This window comes from Pseudomonas sp. GM25 (genome assembly GCF_000282255.1).
Lineage (GTDB): Bacteria > Pseudomonadota > Gammaproteobacteria > Pseudomonadales > Pseudomonadaceae > Aquipseudomonas > Aquipseudomonas aphyarum.
In genome coordinates this window covers 54256-71947 of the sequence record NZ_AKJQ01000063.1, presented here as the reverse complement: position 1 = coordinate 71947, position 17692 = coordinate 54256, and the positions used below count along the sequence as shown (strand labels likewise).

At 61.8% G+C, this 17692-nt stretch carries 17 protein-coding genes; 7 read left to right on the top strand and 10 right to left on the bottom strand.

The window, feature by feature from the left end; genetic code table 11:
* Position 1 precedes the first annotated feature (1 nt).
* On the top strand, positions 2–841 hold the full coding sequence (locus tag PMI24_RS24315) for an HlyC/CorC family transporter (protein ID WP_007909641.1): 840 nt from the start codon (positions 2–4) through the stop codon (positions 839–841).
* Between the two features lie 14 nt (positions 842–855).
* A complete protein-coding gene (lnt, locus tag PMI24_RS24310) occupies positions 856–2379 on the top strand; it encodes an apolipoprotein N-acyltransferase (protein ID WP_007958680.1) in 1524 nt (507 codons plus the stop codon).
* Positions 2380–2414: 35 nt separating this feature from the next.
* Here lnt and PMI24_RS24305 read toward each other — a convergent pair whose 3' ends face one another.
* Positions 2415–3194, bottom strand: a complete 780-nt coding sequence (locus PMI24_RS24305; protein WP_007958678.1) for a YdcF family protein — start codon at positions 3192–3194, stop codon at positions 2415–2417.
* A 105-nt stretch (positions 3195–3299) separates the two neighbouring features.
* Positions 3300–3623, bottom strand: coding sequence for a hypothetical protein (locus PMI24_RS24300; RefSeq protein WP_007958676.1), 324 nt, complete (start codon positions 3621–3623; stop codon positions 3300–3302).
* Between the two features lie 254 nt (positions 3624–3877).
* Between PMI24_RS24300 and leuS the strand changes: the two genes are divergently transcribed.
* From leuS to PMI24_RS24275, 5 genes are all read left to right on the top strand, one after another.
* Positions 3878–6484 carry a leucine--tRNA ligase gene (gene leuS / locus PMI24_RS24295; protein ID WP_007958675.1) on the top strand — a complete coding sequence of 869 codons (2607 nt, stop codon included), beginning with the start codon at positions 3878–3880 and terminating at the stop codon, positions 6482–6484.
* A gap of 87 nt (positions 6485–6571) precedes the next feature.
* Complete coding sequence (locus tag PMI24_RS24290; RefSeq protein ID WP_007958674.1) at positions 6572–7177, top strand: LPS-assembly lipoprotein LptE; 606 nt, start codon at positions 6572–6574, stop codon at positions 7175–7177.
* A gap of 39 nt (positions 7178–7216) precedes the next feature.
* The gene (gene holA, locus PMI24_RS24285) at positions 7217–8254 is read left to right on the top strand and encodes a DNA polymerase III subunit delta (RefSeq protein ID WP_007958673.1); all 1038 of its coding nucleotides are present in this window, start codon (positions 7217–7219) and stop codon (positions 8252–8254) included.
* A 141-nt stretch (positions 8255–8395) separates the two neighbouring features.
* Positions 8396–8560, top strand: coding sequence for an alternative ribosome rescue factor ArfA (arfA, locus tag PMI24_RS24280; protein WP_007958672.1), 165 nt, complete (start codon positions 8396–8398; stop codon positions 8558–8560).
* Positions 8561–8621: 61 nt separating this feature from the next.
* Positions 8622–9989, top strand: coding sequence for a lytic murein transglycosylase (locus PMI24_RS24275; RefSeq protein WP_007958671.1), 1368 nt, complete (start codon positions 8622–8624; stop codon positions 9987–9989).
* 50 nt (positions 9990–10039) lie between these two features.
* On the opposite strand, the gene PMI24_RS24270 is transcribed toward PMI24_RS24275, so the two are convergent.
* From PMI24_RS24270 to rodA, 8 genes are all read right to left on the bottom strand, one after another.
* A complete protein-coding gene (locus PMI24_RS24270) occupies positions 10040–10987 on the bottom strand; it encodes a S66 peptidase family protein (RefSeq protein WP_007958669.1) in 948 nt (315 codons plus the stop codon).
* A 174-nt stretch (positions 10988–11161) separates the two neighbouring features.
* On the bottom strand, positions 11162–12160 hold the full coding sequence (gene lipA, locus PMI24_RS24265) for a lipoyl synthase (RefSeq protein WP_162130488.1): 999 nt from the start codon (positions 12158–12160) through the stop codon (positions 11162–11164).
* A 25-nt stretch (positions 12161–12185) separates the two neighbouring features.
* Complete coding sequence (gene lipB, locus PMI24_RS24260; RefSeq protein WP_007958665.1) at positions 12186–12833, bottom strand: lipoyl(octanoyl) transferase LipB; 648 nt, start codon at positions 12831–12833, stop codon at positions 12186–12188.
* A complete protein-coding gene (locus PMI24_RS24255; protein ID WP_007958664.1) occupies positions 12833–13108 on the bottom strand; it encodes a DUF493 domain-containing protein in 276 nt (91 codons plus the stop codon). Before PMI24_RS24255 ends, lipB begins: the two co-directional genes overlap by 1 nt.
* An 84-nt stretch (positions 13109–13192) precedes the next feature.
* Entirely contained in the window at positions 13193–14350 is a 1158-nt protein-coding gene (locus PMI24_RS24250; RefSeq protein ID WP_007958662.1) for a D-alanyl-D-alanine carboxypeptidase family protein, read from the bottom strand.
* 183 nt (positions 14351–14533) lie between these two features.
* Positions 14534–15541, bottom strand: coding sequence for a septal ring lytic transglycosylase RlpA family protein (locus PMI24_RS24245; protein ID WP_007958660.1), 1008 nt, complete (start codon positions 15539–15541; stop codon positions 14534–14536).
* Positions 15541–16551, bottom strand: coding sequence for a lytic murein transglycosylase B (mltB, locus tag PMI24_RS24240; RefSeq protein ID WP_007958658.1), 1011 nt, complete (start codon positions 16549–16551; stop codon positions 15541–15543). The genes PMI24_RS24245 and mltB overlap by 1 nt, the downstream gene beginning before the upstream one ends.
* Positions 16552–16568: 17 nt before the next feature.
* Positions 16569–17672: a rod shape-determining protein RodA gene (gene rodA, locus PMI24_RS24235; RefSeq protein WP_052026248.1), complete on the bottom strand. Its 1104-nt coding sequence runs from the start codon at positions 17670–17672 to the stop codon at positions 16569–16571.
* Positions 17673–17692 lie beyond the last annotated feature (20 nt).

The window sequence follows — 17692 nt, the reverse complement described above, 5'->3', positions numbered from 1 at the left end:
TATGAGCGAAGATCGATCGAGCAACGGGCAAAAGTCATGGCTGGGTAAACTGACCCAGGCTTTTGCCCACGAGCCGAAGAACCGTCAGGAGCTACTTGAGCTGCTGCGCGATGCACATCAGAACAAACTGCTGGACAGCGAAGCGCTGGCCATCGTCGAAGGCGCCATCCAGGTGGCTGACCTGCAGGTTCGCGACATCATGGTGCCGCGCTCGCAGATGATCAGCATCAAGGCGACCCAGACACCCCGCGAATTCCTCCCTGCCGTGGTCGACTCGGCCCACTCGCGCTACCCGGTCATCGGCGAAAGCCATGACGACGTGATGGGCGTGCTGCTGGCCAAGGATCTGCTGCCGCTGATCCTCAAGGAGAACGGCGACAGCTTCAACATCAAGGACTTGCTGCGCCCGGCCACCTTCGTGCCGGAGTCCAAGCGCCTGAACGTGTTGCTGCGTGAATTCCGCGCCAACCACAACCACATGGCCATCGTGATCGACGAATACGGTGGCGTGGCCGGTCTGGTGACCATCGAAGACGTGCTTGAACAAATCGTCGGCGACATCGAAGACGAGCACGACGTCGAAGAAGACAGCTACATCAAGCCACTGCCCAGCGGTGATTTCCTGATCAAGGCCCTGACGCCGATCGAGAATTTCAACGAGTTCTTCGACAGCGAATTCTCCGACGACGAGTTCGATACCGTCGGCGGGCTGGTGATGAGCGCGTTCGGGCACTTGCCAAAACGCAACGAAATCACTGAAATCGGCGCCTATCGTTTCCGCATCCTGAACGCCGACAGCCGTCGGATTCACTTGCTGCGACTCACGCCAATCGCCCGGTAAATTTAAGGACTGAAATGCGCTGGACAACCCGCCCCGGCTGGCCCGGTAACCTGCTGGCCGTGGCGGCCGGTGCAATCACCACCTTCGCTCTGGCACCGTTCGATCTCTGGCCGCTGGCCTTGCTGGCGGTCGGCCTGTTCTATGCGGGCCTGCGCGAGCTGAGTCCGCGCCAGGCTCTGGGTCGTGGCTGGTGCTTCGGTTTCGGCCTGTTTGGCGCCGGCACCAGCTGGATCTATTACAGCATCCACCATTTCGGCGGCGCTTCGGTGCTGCTGGCCGGTTTCCTGATGCTGATCTTTACGGCGGCCATTGCCTGGTTCTTCGCCCTGCCCGCGTGGCTCTGGGCGCGCTGGTTGCGGCGCAATGAAGCGCCGGTGGCCGACGCCCTGGCGTTTGCGGCGCTATGGGTAGGCCAGGAAGCTTTCCGTGGCTGGTTTCTCACCGGTTTCCCGTGGCTGTATTCCGGTTACAGCCAGCTCGACGGCCCGCTGGCCGGGCTCGCACCCGTGGGCGGCATGTGGCTGGTGTCGTTTGTCCTGGCACTGACTGCTGCACTGATCTACAACGCTCCGCGGCTGCTGCAAACCCGCCGCAAAGCCTTCATCGCCGCTGGCCTGCTATTGCTGATCGGCCCATGGGCGGCGGGCATTGCGCTGAAGGGCCATGCCTGGACCAGCCCGGCGGGCGCGCCGCTGACCGTTGCCGCGATTCAGGGCAACGTCGCACAAAGCATGAAATGGGACCCGGCCGAGCTCAATGCGCAACTGGCGCTGTACCGCGACCTGAGCTTCCGCTCCAAACCGGTCGACCTGTTGATCTGGCCTGAAACCGCTGTCCCGGTGCTCAAGGAGTCCGCCGAGGGCTACCTGACCATGATGGGCAACTTCGCCGCCGAGCGTAAATCGGCGCTGATCACCGGCGTGCCGATCCGCGAAATGGTCCGTCACGAAAAACGCTTCTTCAACGGCATCACCGTAGTCGGCGAAGGCGATGGCACTTATCTGAAACAGAAACTGGTGCCGTTCGGCGAATACGTACCGTTGCAGGACATCCTGCGCGGGCTGATCGCATTCTTCGACCTGCCGATGTCCGACTTCGCCCGCGGCCCTGCCGATCAGGCCCTGTTGCAGGCCAAGGGATATCAGATCGCGCCGTTCATCTGCTACGAAGTGGTGTATCCGGAGTTCGCCGCAGGCCTGGCGGCACGCAGCGATCTGCTGCTGACGATCAGCAACGACACCTGGTTCGGTACGTCGATCGGCCCGTTGCAACACCTGCAAATGGCGCAGATGCGCGCGCTTGAAGCCGGACGCTGGATGATTCGCGCGACCAACAACGGCGTGACCGGGCTGATCAACCCGTTCGGCCAGATCACGGAGCGCATTCCGCAGTTTGAACAGGGCGTGCTGTACGGTGAAGTGGTGCCGATGCACAACCTGACGCCGTATCTGCAATGGCGCTCGTGGCCGCTGATCATCCTGTGCGTAGTGCTGTTCGGCTGGGCGCTGATGACCAACCGGATGTCCAAGACACTCTGAAAACCCGCTCACTCCCGCGTTCTGCGCGGGAGTGATCATTCGGCGCTGTCACCTCCTCGGTAGAACAGCGAATAACCGATCTGCCCCACCGCCTCGTTCATCAACTGCCCGCTCTGCCAGATCGATTTGAACTCCGGCAGCCAGCCGCCAAATGGCCGGGCATTGTCCGTACCGAGAAAACCGACCGGCGCCGGCACCACCTCAAATCCAGCCTGTTGATAACTCCACACCGCACGCGGCATGTGCCAGGCCTGGGTCACCAGCACGATGCGTTTGACGCCTTCCGGCAACAGCACTTTGGCGCTGAATTCGGCGTTTTCCCAAGTGGTGCGGCTTTCCCCTTCCTGCCAGCGCACCGTCACACCGAAATCATCACGCAACGAGTCGGCCATCAATTTGGCTTCAGTCGGCGGCGTACCGTAATGCAGGCCACCGCTGGTCAGAATCGGTAACCCCGACGCCTTGGCCAGTCGCGCCGCATAACGTTGGCGCTCCAGTCCAACACCGGTCGGTTGATCTTCGCCCCAGGCCAGATCGCCGCGCTCGCGACCGGAGCCCAGCACCACAATCGCATCGGCGCGCTGCGCCAGGCCTGTCCATGCTTCCCGGGCCAGCGGCGGCTCGCGCTCCAGCGCCTTGGCGCCCCACTGCACGACCACCGGCAGACTCATCAGCAAAAAGCCACCAAACCCCAGGGCAAAACACAGCCCCGCCAGCCGTGGCCGCGAGCGACGCAGCCACCAGGCCGCCAGCAACAGCAGCAAAAGAAGGCCGGGCGGCAATAGAAGTTGTTTAATGAAATAACGAAAAGGCATCGAGCATCTCCAGAGATGCCCGAAGCCTAAGTGGGTTGATACAGCGCGACAACCAGTAGGGTCGGATCCTGTTGAAAAAGATCCGCTTTTTGACCTGCCATGCGTTTACTTGGCCTGCAGAGTCCGAACCTTGACGGGGTCTCTGCCGGGCGCCTTGTCCTTGAGCCAGATGACATTGGCCGTATGGGCTGCATCGAGTTGTTTCACCGCTTGTGACAGGTATCCGTGGGTTTCACGCTCACTGCGATCCAGATAGGCCTTGACCAGTTTGAACTCGGCGGGACTCAAGCCACGCAATTCCAGCTCCAGGGGGCGCTCGTCGCGCAGCCTTCCAGCGGTTTTTGCCGCGTCCAGGGCCATACCCAGACGATCGATCAACCGCTCGTACAACTCGGGTTTGGTAACGTTTTTTTGCTGTGACTCCACCATCCCTCACCTCATTGAAGATAAGACTCACTCCCCAGTTAGAGCTTAGCTTCGCTGCACAAACCGGCTGCACGCCGCGACCAACGGCCCTCGCCGCGATTTCAGCCGGTCAAACGGCTGCAATCAGGGTTTCCCTAGGCCGAGCGCGGTCATGTATGCTACGGCGCTTCCTGTAACTCCACTTCCAGCTCGTCCGGCACGCCCCGAACGTCGCATTGAAGAGGATTAGGCCACCCCTATCCAGTACAAAAGTAGCCATGCACGAACAATATCAGCCCCGTGAAATCGAAGCCGCCGCCCAGTCGTTCTGGGACGAGCAAAAGTCCTTTGAAGTCAGTGAACAGCCAGGCAAGGAGACTTACTACTGCCTGTCGATGTTCCCTTACCCCAGCGGCAAGCTACACATGGGGCACGTGCGCAACTACACCATCGGCGACGTGATCTCCCGCTACCAGCGCATGCTCGGCAAGAACGTTCTGCAACCTATGGGTTGGGACGCCTTCGGCATGCCGGCGGAAAACGCCGCGATGAAGAACAACGTGGCCCCGGCCAAGTGGACCTACGAAAACATCGCCTACATGAAATCCCAGCTGCGCAGCCTGGGCCTGGCGGTGGACTGGTCGCGCGAAGTCACCACCTGCAAACCGGATTACTACCGCTGGGAACAATGGCTGTTCACTCGCCTGTTCGAAAAAGGCGTGATCTACCGCAAGAACGGCACCGTGAACTGGGACCCGATCGATCAGACCGTTCTGGCCAACGAACAGGTGATCGACGGTCGCGGCTGGCGTTCCGGCGCGCTGATCGAAAAGCGCGAAATCCCGATGTACTACTTCAAGATCACCGCCTATGCGGATGAGCTGCTGGAGAGTCTCGACGAACTGACTGGCTGGCCCGAGCAGGTCAAGACCATGCAGCGCAACTGGATCGGCAAGTCGCGCGGGATGGAAGTGCAATTCCCGTACAACGTCGACTCGATCGGCGAAAGCGGCACCCTGAAAGTTTTCACCACCCGTCCGGACACCCTGATGGGCGCGACTTATGTCGCCGTAGCCGCCGAGCACCACCTGGCCGCCCTCGCCGCGAAGAACAACCCCGAGCTGCAAGCGTTCATCGCCGAATGCAAGGGCGGCAGCGTCGCCGAAGCCGACGTCGCCACCCAAGAGAAGAAAGGCCTGCCGACCGGCCTGTTCGTCGAGCACCCGCTGACTGGCGAAAAACTGCCGGTGTGGGTCGCCAACTACGTGCTGATGCACTACGGCGACGGCGCGGTCATGGCTGTGCCGGCGCACGACGAGCGCGACTTCGAGTTCGCCCACAAGTACAACCTGCCGGTCAAATCCGTGGTGCGCACCAGCTCCGGTGAAACCAATCCGGCGCCATGGCAGGACGCCTACGGCGAGCACGGCACGCTGATCAACTCCGGCGAATTCGACGGTCTGGATTTCGCTGGCGCGTTTGACGCCATGGAAGTCGCCCTGATCAAGAAAGAGCTGGGCGCCTCGCGCACCCAGTTCCGCCTGCGCGACTGGGGCATCAGCCGTCAGCGCTACTGGGGCTGCCCGATCCCGATCATCCACTGCGATGCCTGCGGTGACGTGCCGGTGCCGGAAGACCAACTGCCTGTCGTTCTGCCGGAAGACGTGGTGCCGGACGGCGCCGGTTCGCCGCTGGCGCGCATGCCGGAGTTCTACGAGTGCGCTTGCCCGAAATGCGGTCAGCCTGCCAAGCGTGAAACCGACACCATGGACACCTTCGTCGAGTCGTCCTGGTACTACGCCCGTTACGCCTCGCCGCACTTTGAAGGCGGTCTGGTGGAAAAATCCGCGGCCGACCACTGGTTGCCGGTGGATCAGTACATCGGCGGTATCGAACACGCCATTCTTCACCTGCTCTACGCGCGCTTCTTCCACAAGCTGATGCGCGACGAAGGCCTGGTGAGCTCCAACGAGCCGTTCAAGAACCTGCTGACCCAGGGCATGGTGGTCGCCGAGACTTACTATCGTCGCGAAGCCAACGGTGCCTACACCTGGTTCAACCCGGCGGACGTGGAACTCGAGCGTGACAGCAAGGCCAAGGTCATCAGCGCCAAGCTGATCGCCGACGGCCTGCCGGTGGAAATCGGCGGCACCGAGAAGATGGCCAAGTCGAAGAACAACGGTGTCGACCCTCAGTCGATGATCGACCAGTTCGGCGCCGACACCTGCCGTCTGTTCATGATGTTCGCCTCGCCACCTGACATGAGCGCTGAATGGTCGGACTCCGGCGTGGAAGGCTCGCACCGCTTCCTCAAGCGCGTCTGGCGTCTGGCTCAGGCCCACATCACTCAGGGCCTGCCGGGCAAACTGGACATCGCCGGCCTGAATGACGAGCAGAAAGTCATTCGCCGCGCGATCCACCAGGCGATCAAGCAGGCCAGCCACGACGTCGGCCAGAACCACAAATTCAACACCGCCATCGCTCAGGTGATGACGCTGATGAACGTGCTGGAAAAAGCCGCGCAAGCGACCGAACAGGATCGCGCACTGGTTCAGGAAGGTCTGGAAACCGTAACGCTGCTGCTGGCTCCGATCACGCCGCACATCAGCCACGAGCTGTGGAACCGCCTGGGCCACGCCGATCCGGTGATCGACGCCGGCTGGCCGGTGCTGGACGAAAGCGCGCTGGTGCAGGACAGCCTGACCCTGGTGATCCAGGTCAACGGCAAGCTGCGTGGCCAGATCGAAATGCCGGCCGCCGCCACCCGTGAAGAAGTCGAAGCGGCAGCCCGCGCCAACGAAAACGTGCTGCGTTTCGTTGACGGCCTGACGATTCGCAAAGTGATCGTAGTGCCCGGGAAACTGGTCAATATCGTCGCCAGCTAATTGGATCGGGCGTCAGGTGAGCCTGACGCCCAGTAAAACCTTTCGGGCCACAGAGTCGGCCCACATGGTTTCAAGGGGAGCAACACAATGATCAAACGCAATCTGCTGGTGATGGGCCTCGCCGTCCTGTTGAGCGCCTGCGGTTTCCAGCTGCGTGGTACCGGCACCAACGAACTGTCGATCAAGGAGCTCGATCTGAGCGCCCGCAACGCCTACGGCGAAACCGTGACGCAACTGCGTCAGGTGCTGGAGGCCAGCGGCGTCAAGATCATTTCCGGTGCGCCATACAAACTGTACCTGGCCGATGAGCAAGAAACTCAGCGCATCCTCAGCTATGCCGGCGCCGGTCGTACTGGCGAATATCAGGTGAGCACCGTGCTGACCTACGATATCCGTGGCGAAAAAGACCTGCTGCTCAAAAGCGACAAGCTTGAAGTGCAGAAAGTGTTCATCCACGACGGCAACAACCTGGTGGGTTCCGACCAGGAAGCCAACGATGCACGCCGTGAAACCCGCCGCGAGCTGGTTCAGCGCATGATGCTGCGTCTGCAACAGCTGACGCCGGCACAGCTGGACGCTCTGCAGCAAACCGCCAACGCCCGTGCCAAGGCAGAGGCCGACGCCCTCGAAGCGGCGCAGAAGGCTGAAGCGGAAACTCCGCGTCAGTCGCCGCTCGAACTGCCGCAGCAGTAAGACGTTCGGGGCGCTCAGGCGCCCCGTTCGCCCTTTCTTATGAAGCTCGCTCCCGCCCAACTCGGCAAACACCTGCAAGGCGCCCTTGCGCCGGTCTACATCATCAGCGGCGATGACCCGCTGCTGTGCCAGGAAGCTGCCGACGCCATTCGCTCCGCTGCCCGTCAGCAAGGATTCGACGAACGCCAGGTCTTCGCCGCCGACGCCAATTTCGATTGGGGGACGTTGCTGCAGGCCGGCGCCAGCATGTCGCTGTTCGCCGAAAAACGCCTGCTGGAACTGCGCCTGCCTTCGGGCAAGCCCGGTGACAAGGGCGCTGCCGCACTCATCGAATACTGCTCGCGCCCGGCTGAAGACACGGTGCTGTTGATCAGCCTGCCGAAGCTGGACGGCAGCGCGCAGAAAACCAAGTGGGGCAAGGCGCTGGTCGAGGGTCAGCAGACCCAGTTCGTGCAGATCTGGCCGGTGGACGCCAACCAGTTGCCAAGCTGGATTCGTCAGCGCCTGTCCCAGGCCGGCCTGTCAGCCAGCCAGGACGCGGTCGAGCTGATTGCCGCGCGGGTCGAAGGCAACCTGCTGGCTGCTGCGCAAGAGATCGAAAAGCTCAAGCTGATGGCCGAGGGCGGGCAGATCACCGTCGAAACCGTACAGGCGGCCGTGGCCGACAGTGCGCGTTTTGACGTGTTCGGCCTGACCGACGCGGTGCTCAACGGCGAACCGGCTCACGCCCTGCGCATGCTCGAAGGGCTGCGCGGTGAAGGGGTCGAACCGCCGGTGATCCTCTGGGCCCTGGCCCGGGAGTTGCGCCTGCTGGCTAACATCTCGTTGCAATACAGTCAGGGCACGCCGCTGGACAAGTGCTTCAGTCAGGCCAAGCCGCCGGTCTGGGACAAGCGCAAACCGCTGATGAGCAAGGCCTTGCAACGCTACTCGGCGCAACGCTGGGCGCAGTTGCTGCTCGAAGCCCAGCGCATCGATGCGCAGATCAAGGGCCAGGCGGCGGGCTCGCCGTGGATGAGCCTGAGCCGGTTGGCGCTGCTGATGGCCGGTCAGCGTCTGACCTTGCCTGCCGAATGAAATCCGGGATCGCACTCTGCGATCCCTTTTTTTTACCGAGTCCATTTCCTACAGAACATCCCGCCCTCGGTCCTATAGACAGACGCTCGAGATCGGCAGATTATCTGCCGCGCAAAACCCCACTCGATCGAGAGAATCCTCATGAGCAAAAAGCCATCGAAACATGGCCACAACAAGGCCAAATCCATCGTCGCCCAACCCCTGTTCCGCAGCCGCCAGGAACGACCAACCAAGGGTAAAGGCAGCTACCGCCGCGAAGCCTTCCAGTCTGACAGCTGGGAGGCTTCTTACTTTCTGGCCGCTTGAAGCACAGCACCCCCTCCTCATGTTAAGGTCTGCACCTGATTCGTATCCCCTGGACCTGTGCATGCCCCTCAGTCTTTCCCGTCGTTGGCCCTTGCGCCAACTGATCGCTGCCTCCAGCTTCGTACTGCTCGTCGCCTGCGCGGAAAAACCAACCGCCGCCGACGCTCAACCGCTTCAGACCGTCCCCGTTGCCACAGCCCCAGCCCCAGCGGTCATCCCGCCGGTAGTGCCGTCCGGTGACAACCTCGATCTGCAACCGACCCAGACCTTTGCCGAATGGCAGGCCGGTTTCCGCAAGGAAGCTCTGGCCGCCGGCATTCGTGCCGACCTGTTCGACCGTGCCTTCGCCAATGTCAGCTTCGATGCCAGCGTGATTCGCGCCGACCGCAGCCAGCCGGAATTTGCCCGGCCGGTGTGGGAATACCTGGACGGTGCCCTTTCGCCCTTGCGCGTGCGCAAAGGCCAGGCCCTGATCAGCCAGTACGCCGACATCCTGCAAAGCATCGAACAGCGTTATGGCGTCGATCGTCAGGCGCTGGTGTCGGTATGGGGGATGGAAAGCAATTTCGGCCAGTTCCAGGGCAGCAAGTCGGTGATCAACTCGCTGGCTACCCTGGCCTATGAAGGCCGCCGTCCGGGCTTTGCCCATGCGCAGCTGATCGCGGCGCTGCAGATCCTGCAACAGGGCGACATCACGCCGGAGAAAATGCTCGGCTCCTGGGCTGGCGCCATGGGCCAGACCCAGTTCATCCCGACCACCTACAACACCCACGCCGTGGATTTCGACGGTGACGGTCGCCGCGACATCTGGGGCAGCCCGGCTGACGCCTTGGCGTCCACCGCGCATTACCTGCAAAGCTCCGGCTGGCAGCGTGGCCAGCCTTGGGGCTTCGAAGTGCAACTGCCGAGCGGTTTCAACTACACCCTGGCCGACGGCGCGATTCGCAAGAGCGTCGCCGAATGGCGGCAACTGGGCGTGATCCTGCCGAACGGCGGCCAGGTGCCGGCCGGTTCCGAGCAACTGTCCGCCGCCCTGCTGCTGCCGGCCGGTTCCGAGCAACTGTCCGCCGCCCTGCTGCTGCCGGCCGGTTATCGTGGCCCGGCGTTCCTGATCCTCGATAACTTCCGGGCGATCCTCAAGTACAACAATTCGTCGTCCTACGCACTGGCCGTCAGCCTGTTGTCCGAGCGCTTCAACGGTGCCGGCTTGATCAATGGCAACTGGCCAAAAGACGATCTGCCGTTGAGCCGCACCGAACGGATCGAATTGCAAAACCTGCTGACCGCGCGCAACTATGACGCCGGTGCGGCAGACGGGATCATCGGCGCCAATACGCGCAAAGCGATCCGCAGTGCACAGCAATCATTCGGCTGGCCGGCGGACGGTTATCCGACGCACAAGCTGCTGGAAAGCCTGCGTAACCAGTAAAACAAAAAGACCGCCGCCTCTTCAGGCGGCGGTCTTTTTTTGTGGCTCGGTCAGCGAATCACTACGTCTTGCTCCAGCATCAACTCCTTCTTCCCTGCGTCCAGTCGAACCAGCGCCCCCAGCGGCAACGTCAGGTTCGGATCGCAGTGCCCGCTGCGCCAGCCGGACAGCACCGGAATCCGCAACGGTTCAAAGGTCTGCTTGAGCAAGCGGTTCAAGGCTTCGACATCCACGCCTGCCACATCCCCGACCAGCACGCCGCGCAATCTGGCCAACTTGCCCGCCAGACGCATCTGGGTCAGCAAGCGGTCGATCCGGTACAACGGTTCGTTGATGTCCTCGATCAGCAGAATCACCCCTTCGACATCGATTTCGTAAGGCGTGCCCAAAGTCGCGGCGATCATCGCCAGATTGCCACCCTGCAAACGCCCGTGGGTAAGACCTGGCTCCACGGTGGTCAATGGATAAGCCGCCGGATGACTCATCACACTGCCGGCCTTCAACTGACCGCGCAGCATGGCGAAGAACGACGTCACCGTCGGCGGCTCCTTGTCTCCCAGCAGATCGGCATTCAACAACGGCCCATGAAAGGTCACGAACCCGGCGTAGCGACTGATGGCCAGGTGCAGCGCGGTGATGTCGCTGTAACCGACGAAGGGCTTGGCATGGCGGCTCAGCAGGTCGTAGTCGATCCGGTCCAGCAACCTCGGCGTGCCGTAGCCACCGCGCAGGCAAATGATTGCATCCACCTCTTCGTCAGCGAACGCCGCGTGCAGATCGTTGAGCCGCACCTCGTCGCTGCCGGCCAGATAGCCATCCTTCTCGTAGACGCCGGGGAACACTCGCAAACCATAACCCCGGGCGCGCATCCACTGAACGGCCTTTTCGGTATCCAGCGTGCCGGGGCCGGCGGGCGCAATGACACCTATCAGCCCTTCCGACGGCAGCGCAGGCACAGGCTTGTGCGGAAAAAGGGTGTGGGTCGGTCGAACGGTCATCCATGGATCTCCCTGTGTGAAGTCATGCTCACACAGTAGTCAGGAACGGCGACAAACAGAAGAGGCTCGGCCGCGCCGCAGATTGCAGGAAAAGTCAGTCACGAGTGTAGGCCGGGCAAAAAAATGCCCGCCGGGCGATAAACCCCGGCGGGCATTTTTTCATTCAGCGCTGAATCAGGAACCGAGAAGCTCGGCCTTGACCAGTTTTGCCTGCTCGTCGGCGTGGTACGAAGAACGCACCAACGGGCCGGACGCGACGTTCTTGAAGCCCATCTTGTAACCTTCCTCGGCGAACCAGGCGAAGGTGTCCGGGTGCACGAAACGCTGCACCGGCAAGTGGCTGCGGGACGGTTGCAGGTACTGGCCCAGGGTCAGCATGTCGATGTCGTGTTCGCGCATGCGCTTCATGACTTCGATGACTTCGTCGTCGGTCTCGCCCAGACCCAGCATCAGGCCGGACTTGGTCGGAATGTGCGGCATCATCTGCTTGAAGCGTTGCAGAAGGGTCAGCGACCACTGGTAGTCCGAACCCGGACGCGCAGCCTTGTACAGGCGCGGTACGGTTTCCAGGTTGTGGTTGAACACATCCGGCGGCTCGGCCGCGGTGATTTCCAGGGCGATGTCCATGCGGCCACGGTAGTCCGGGACCAGGGTCTCGAGCTGCACGTTCGGCGACAGTTTGCGGATTTCGCGGATGCAGTCGGCAAAGTGCTGGGCACCGCCGTCACGCAGGTCGTCGCGGTCAACCGAGGTGATCACCACGTACTTGAGTTTCAGGTCGGCGATGGCGATGGCCAGACTTTCCGGCTCGTTGACGTCCAGTGGCTTCGGACGACCGTGGCCGACGTCGCAGAACGGGCAACGACGGGTGCAGATATCACCCATGATCATGAAGGTCGCGGTGCCGCCGGAGAAGCACTCGCCCAGGTTCGGGCAGGACGCTTCTTCGCAGACGCTGTGCAGCTTGTGCTTGCGCAGCAGGCTCTTGATGCGGTCGACTTCCGGCGAAACCGGGATGCGCACGCGGATCCAGTCGGGTTTCTTCGGCAGTTCGGTGGTCGGAATGATCTTCACCGGGATGCGTGCAACCTTCTCGGCGCCGCGCAGCTTGACGCCGGCTTCAACCTTGGGACGCGGGGCCGGGCGCTCGGTCACGTCGAGCGTCGGGATCATGGTTTGCACTGCATCAGTAGTCATATCAGTCGATTCCGCCCGTCAGGGTCGTCTGCTCAGCATAGTCGAGGTGTTTGACGAGCTGCGCGCGCAGCCGGGCACTTACCTCGGCAAATTCAATCGATCCTGCGTGCTCGCTCAGCTGGGTCATCGCCAGCCCGGCATAGCCGCAGGGATTAATCCGTCGAAACGGCTCCAGGTCCATGTCCACGTTCAGGGCCAGGCCATGAAAGGAACAACCGTGGCGAATCCGCAAACCCAGAGAAGCGATCTTCGCTCCGTCGACGTAGACGCCGGGAGCATCCGGTTTGGCCACGGCGGTCACGCCGTAGCTGGCCAGCAGTTCGATCAGGCAGCGCTCCATGCGGCTGACCAGATCGCGCACGCCGAAACCGAGTCGGCGCACATCCAGCAGCAGGTACGCCACCAGCTGGCCGGGGCCATGGTAGGTCACCTGACCGCCGCGGTCGACCTGCACCACCGGAATATCCCCCGGCAGCAACAGGTGCTCGGCCTTGCCGGCCTGGCCCTGGGTGAACACCGGCGGGTGCTCGACCAGCCAGATTTCGTCCGGGGCCGTGGTGCCACGCTCGTTGGTGAAACGTTGCATGGCCTGCCAGACCGGCTCGTAAGCCATCTGGCCAAGCTCGCGAAAGCCCAGCGTGCCCGGCATCACAGCACCATGTGCACGAAACCGGTAGCCCGCAGTTCGCTGTTGATGTTGTACAGCTGATCCTGGTCGGTCGCGACGATGTGCAACTGGATGGTGGTGTACTTGCCGTTGCTGCTTTGACGCTCGTCGACACGCTCATCGTTGATCTTGGCGTGTTTCTTGACGATGTCGATGATCTTGTCTTTGTTGCCGACGCCCGTATCGCTGATCACCTTAACCGGATAATCAACCTGGGGAAATTCGATCTTTGGCGCCTTTACTTCGGTATCGGTCATGGCGTAACGGCCTCGTAAGCGTAAGCCCGGTAACGAACAAGGCCCCGCTCCGGATCGGAACGGGGCCATGCAGGTCAACTCAAATCAGTTGAACAAGCCGTAGAAGAATAGACGGATGCTATCCCACATGCGGCGGAAGATACCACCCTCCTCGACAGCGTCCAGGGCGATCAGGTCGGCGCTGTGCACCACCTTGTCGTCCAGTTTCACTTCGACTTTACCGATCACGTCGCCCTTGGCGATTGGCGCGGTCAGTTGCGGGTTCATGGTCATGCTGGCAGCGAGCTTCTTCAGCTGGCCTTTCGGCAGGGTCATGGTCAGGTCTTGTGCCAGGCCGGCCTTGACTTGACTGGTAGTGCCTTTCCACACCGGAGCCTGAGCCAGTTCGGTGCCCTTCTGGTAGAAGGTCTGGGTTTCGAAGAAGCGGAAACCGTAGGTCAGCAGCTTCTGGGTCTCGGCGGCGCGGGCCACTTCGCTGTTGGTGCCGAACACCACGGCGATCAGGCGCATGCCGTCACGTACGGCCGAGGACACCATGCAGTAGCCGGCTTCGTCGGTGTGACCGGTTTTCAGACCGTCGACGGTCTTGTCGCGCCACAGCAGCAGGTTGCGGTTAGGCTGTTTGATGCCGTTCCAGAAGAACTCTTTCTGCGAGTAGATCGCATAGTGAGCCGGGTCTTCGTGGATGATCGCGCGCGCCAGGATCGCCATGTCGTGAGCCGACGAGTAGTGCTCAGGGTTCGGCAGACCGGTCGGGTTCATGAAGTGGGTATTGGTCATGCCCAGATCGGCGACGGTCTTGTTCATCAGGTCGGCGAAGGCGTCTTCGCTGCCGGCGATGTGCTCGGAAACCGCGACGCTGGCGTCGTTGCCGGACTGGATGATGATGCCGTGCAGCAGGTCGCTGACAGTGACTTGCGAGCCGACCTTGATGAACATCCGCGAACCGCCGGTGCGCCAGGCGTTTTCGCTGACGGTCACCGGGTCGTTTTCACCGATCTGGCCACGACGGATTTCCAGCGTGGCAATGTACGCGGTCATCAGTTTGGTCAGGCTGGCCGGTGGCAGACGCTGGTCACCGTTGTTCTCCACCAGCACGTTGCCGCTGTTGGCATCCATGAGCACGTAGGATTTGGCGGCCAGTTGTGGTGGCGACGGCATCATCTCGGCCGCGAACGCGGCAGGCGAGAGGAGCAGCGGGACTAGCAGACACAGGCGTTTGGCAAAGGTGGTGATGTTCATCCGTCTCTCGAAATCGCTAATGGAAACTGCCCTTGCGGGCAAAATTAATCAGATGGCTTTCTAACGGGCCATCGCGTGTTCAGTTGCTCACTCCAGTCACCCTTGCCGGGCTTTTGTTCTTCGACGAGCCAACAACCTGGTTCACCCCCCAATCGCTGGTGAACCGTCAATCAAGTCCTACGTTTACTCGGTGACCACACTTGGCGAACCCAGGTTGGCCAGGCGCACGCTGTTCTGTACCTGGGCAATTTCACCCGGCGAACCGATCGGTCCCAGGCGAACCCGGTGCAGGGTCTGCTGATTGCGCACGATCGAGCTGATGAACACCGGAGCGCTCACCATCCCGCTGAGCTTCGACCTCAGGAGTTCTGCAGCGTCCGGGTTGGCGAACGCGCCCACCTGCAGATACTGGCCAGACGCTGGTGCAGAAGCGTTTTTTTTTGCATCAAGCTGAACTGGCACGACGGCCGCGGCGTGCTGCTGCGGCGGCGGAGTCCATTGCTCGACGGTGCCGGCCGAAGCCGTGATCACCGGGGCGCTATTCTGCGCGACTTGCGGCTCGTTGAGCATCAAAGGCGCCGGACGGCCCTTGGCGGCCCACCATTGTTGCGGGTCGATGCCTTCGACCTTGACCCGCGCGGTGCCGGTTTCGGCATAACCGAGTTTTTTCGCGGCGGCGTAGGACAGGTCGATGATCCGGTCGGAATAGAACGGGCCACGGTCGTTGACTCGCAGGATCACCGTGCGGTTGTTGTCGAGGTTGGTCACCCGAACGTAACTCGGCAGCGGTAATGTCTTGTGGGCGGCACTCATGCCGTACAGGTCGTAGACCTCGCCGTTGGCGGTGTTCTGACCGTGGAACTTGGTGCCGTACCAGGACGCGGTGCCGGAGGCTACGTAGGTCTTGGATTCCTGCAGCGGGAAGTAGGTCTTGCCCAGCACGGTGTACGGGTTGGCCTTGTACGGGCCGGTGTGCAGGGTCGGCGTGGCATCCGGGATGCGCGATACGTCGACGTCCCACCACGGCGCGCCGTCCTTGTGGGCCCGGTTGATGTCCAGACCCGGCTGCGAACGCACGGCGGTGCTCGGCTTCTGGCTCGGCGAACGACTGGTCGAACAGCTGGCGACCAGCACCGCCAACGCAGCGAAAGCCACCAGCTTCAGGGGTTTATTGATAGGCAATGCCCGCATTACTTGACGCCCCGTGCTTGTACCAGCTGTTCAGACAGTTGATGTACGGCCATGGCGTACATCACGCTGCGGTTATAACGCGTGATCGCGTAGAAATTCTTCAGGCCCATCCAGTATTCCGGGCCGTTGTCGCCTTCGAGGCGGAATGCGGTGACCGGCATGTCATCGCGCAGCGCATCATGACTCGACCAGCCCAGCGCTCGCAACTCCCCGACGGTTTTCGTCGGCTCGATGCCGGTGGTCAGGCCTTCATCCACCTGCTCACCGCGGACATCCGCGCGACTGACCACCGGCTCGCCGGCGACCCAGCCGTGACGCTTGAAATAGCTGGCAACGCTGCCGATCGCATCATCCGGGTTGTTCCAGATATTGATGTGGCCATCGCCGTCGAAATCCACCGCGTAGGCGCGGAAACTGCTCGGCATGAACTGCGGCAGGCCCATCGCCCCGGCGTAGGAACCCTTGAGGGTCAGCGGGTCGACCTGCTCTTCGCGCGCCAGCAGCAGGAACTCACGCAGCTCCTTGCGGAAAAATTCGGCACGGGGAGGATAGTCGAAACCCAGCGTGGACAAGGCATCGATCACCCGGTAATTGCCGGTATTACGTCCGAAAAAGGTCTCAACGCCGATGATCGACACGATCACCTGGGCCGGAACGCCGTATTCCTGCTCGGCGCGGGCCAGGGTGGCCTCGTGCTGGCGCCAGAAGTCCACACCGCGGGCGATGCGCGCGTCGGTGATGAACATCGGACGGTATTCTTTCCACTGCTTGACCCGTTCGGCCGGTTTGGAGATGGCGTCGAGAATCGCCTGTTTGCGCTGGGCCTCGCGGAACACGGCCATCAGCTGTTCGCCGGCGAAACCGTAGTCGCGGGTCATTTCACCGACGAACTCGGCCACCTGGGGCGAGCCTTCGTAATCGCCGGCCAACGCTTCCTGCGCGCTGCCAAGGATGCCTACCAGGCCGAGCCACGGTGCGTATCGTGTCGCCCAGTCACGCATTACTTGCATTGAACTCTTCACCTTATTCAAACCTGTGCGATCCACTTGCGATGGGTATGGATCGACATCAAAACCCCAAACGCTGACAGCAGCGTCACCAGCGAAGTTCCGCCATAGCTAATGAACGGCAACGGCACCCCCACCACCGGCAATAGGCCACTGACCATACCGATGTTGACGAAAACGTAAACAAAAAACGTCATGGTCAGAGCGCCGGCCAGCAATTTGCCGAACAGCGTCTGGGCCTGCGCGGTAATCACCAGGCCACGACCGATCAGCAACAGATAGATCAGCAACAGTGCGCAGATGCCCACCAGCCCGAACTCTTCACCCAGTACCGCGATGATGAAGTCGGTGTGGCTTTCCGGCAGGAAGTCCAGGTGCGACTGGGTGCCCAGCAGCCAGCCCTTGCCGAATACCCCGCCGGAACCGATGGCGGCTTTCGACTGAATGATGTTCCAGCCGGTGCCCAGCGGATCGCTTTCCGGGTCGAGGAACGTCAGGATCCGCTGCTTCTGGTAGTCGTGCATGATGAAGAACCACATCGCCACCGACACCGGAATCGCCGCCGCCAGTACGCTGAGAATCCAGCGCCAGCGCAGCCCGCCCATGAACAGTACGAAGGCGCCGCCGGCCAGAATCAGCAGCGAAGTGCCGAGATCCGGCTGACGCACGATCAGAGCGAACGGCACGCCGATCAGCAGCAGACTGATGCCGACATGTTTGAGCTGCGGCGGCAGCGTGCGCTTGGACAGGTACCAGGCGATGGTCGCCGGCATCAGAATCTTCATGAATTCCGAGGGCTGGAAGCGGATCACCCCGGGAATGTTGATCCAGCGGGTCGCGCCCATGGCGTTGTGGCCCATGATGTCCACCACCAGCAGCAGCACCACCCCGATCACGTAGCCGAGCGGCACCCAGCGCGCCATGAACCTTGGTTCGAACTGGGCGATGACGATCATCGACACCAGACCGATGCCGAACGACGTGGCCTGTTTGGCCAGCAGATCCCAGCTCTTGCCGCTGGCCGAGTACAGCACGAACAGGCTACCGGCCGCGAGAATCAACAGAAGCACCAGCAACGGGCCGTCGATATGCAAACGTTGCAACAGCGTCGCCCGGCGACGCATCACATCCTCGCTGGAGAGCA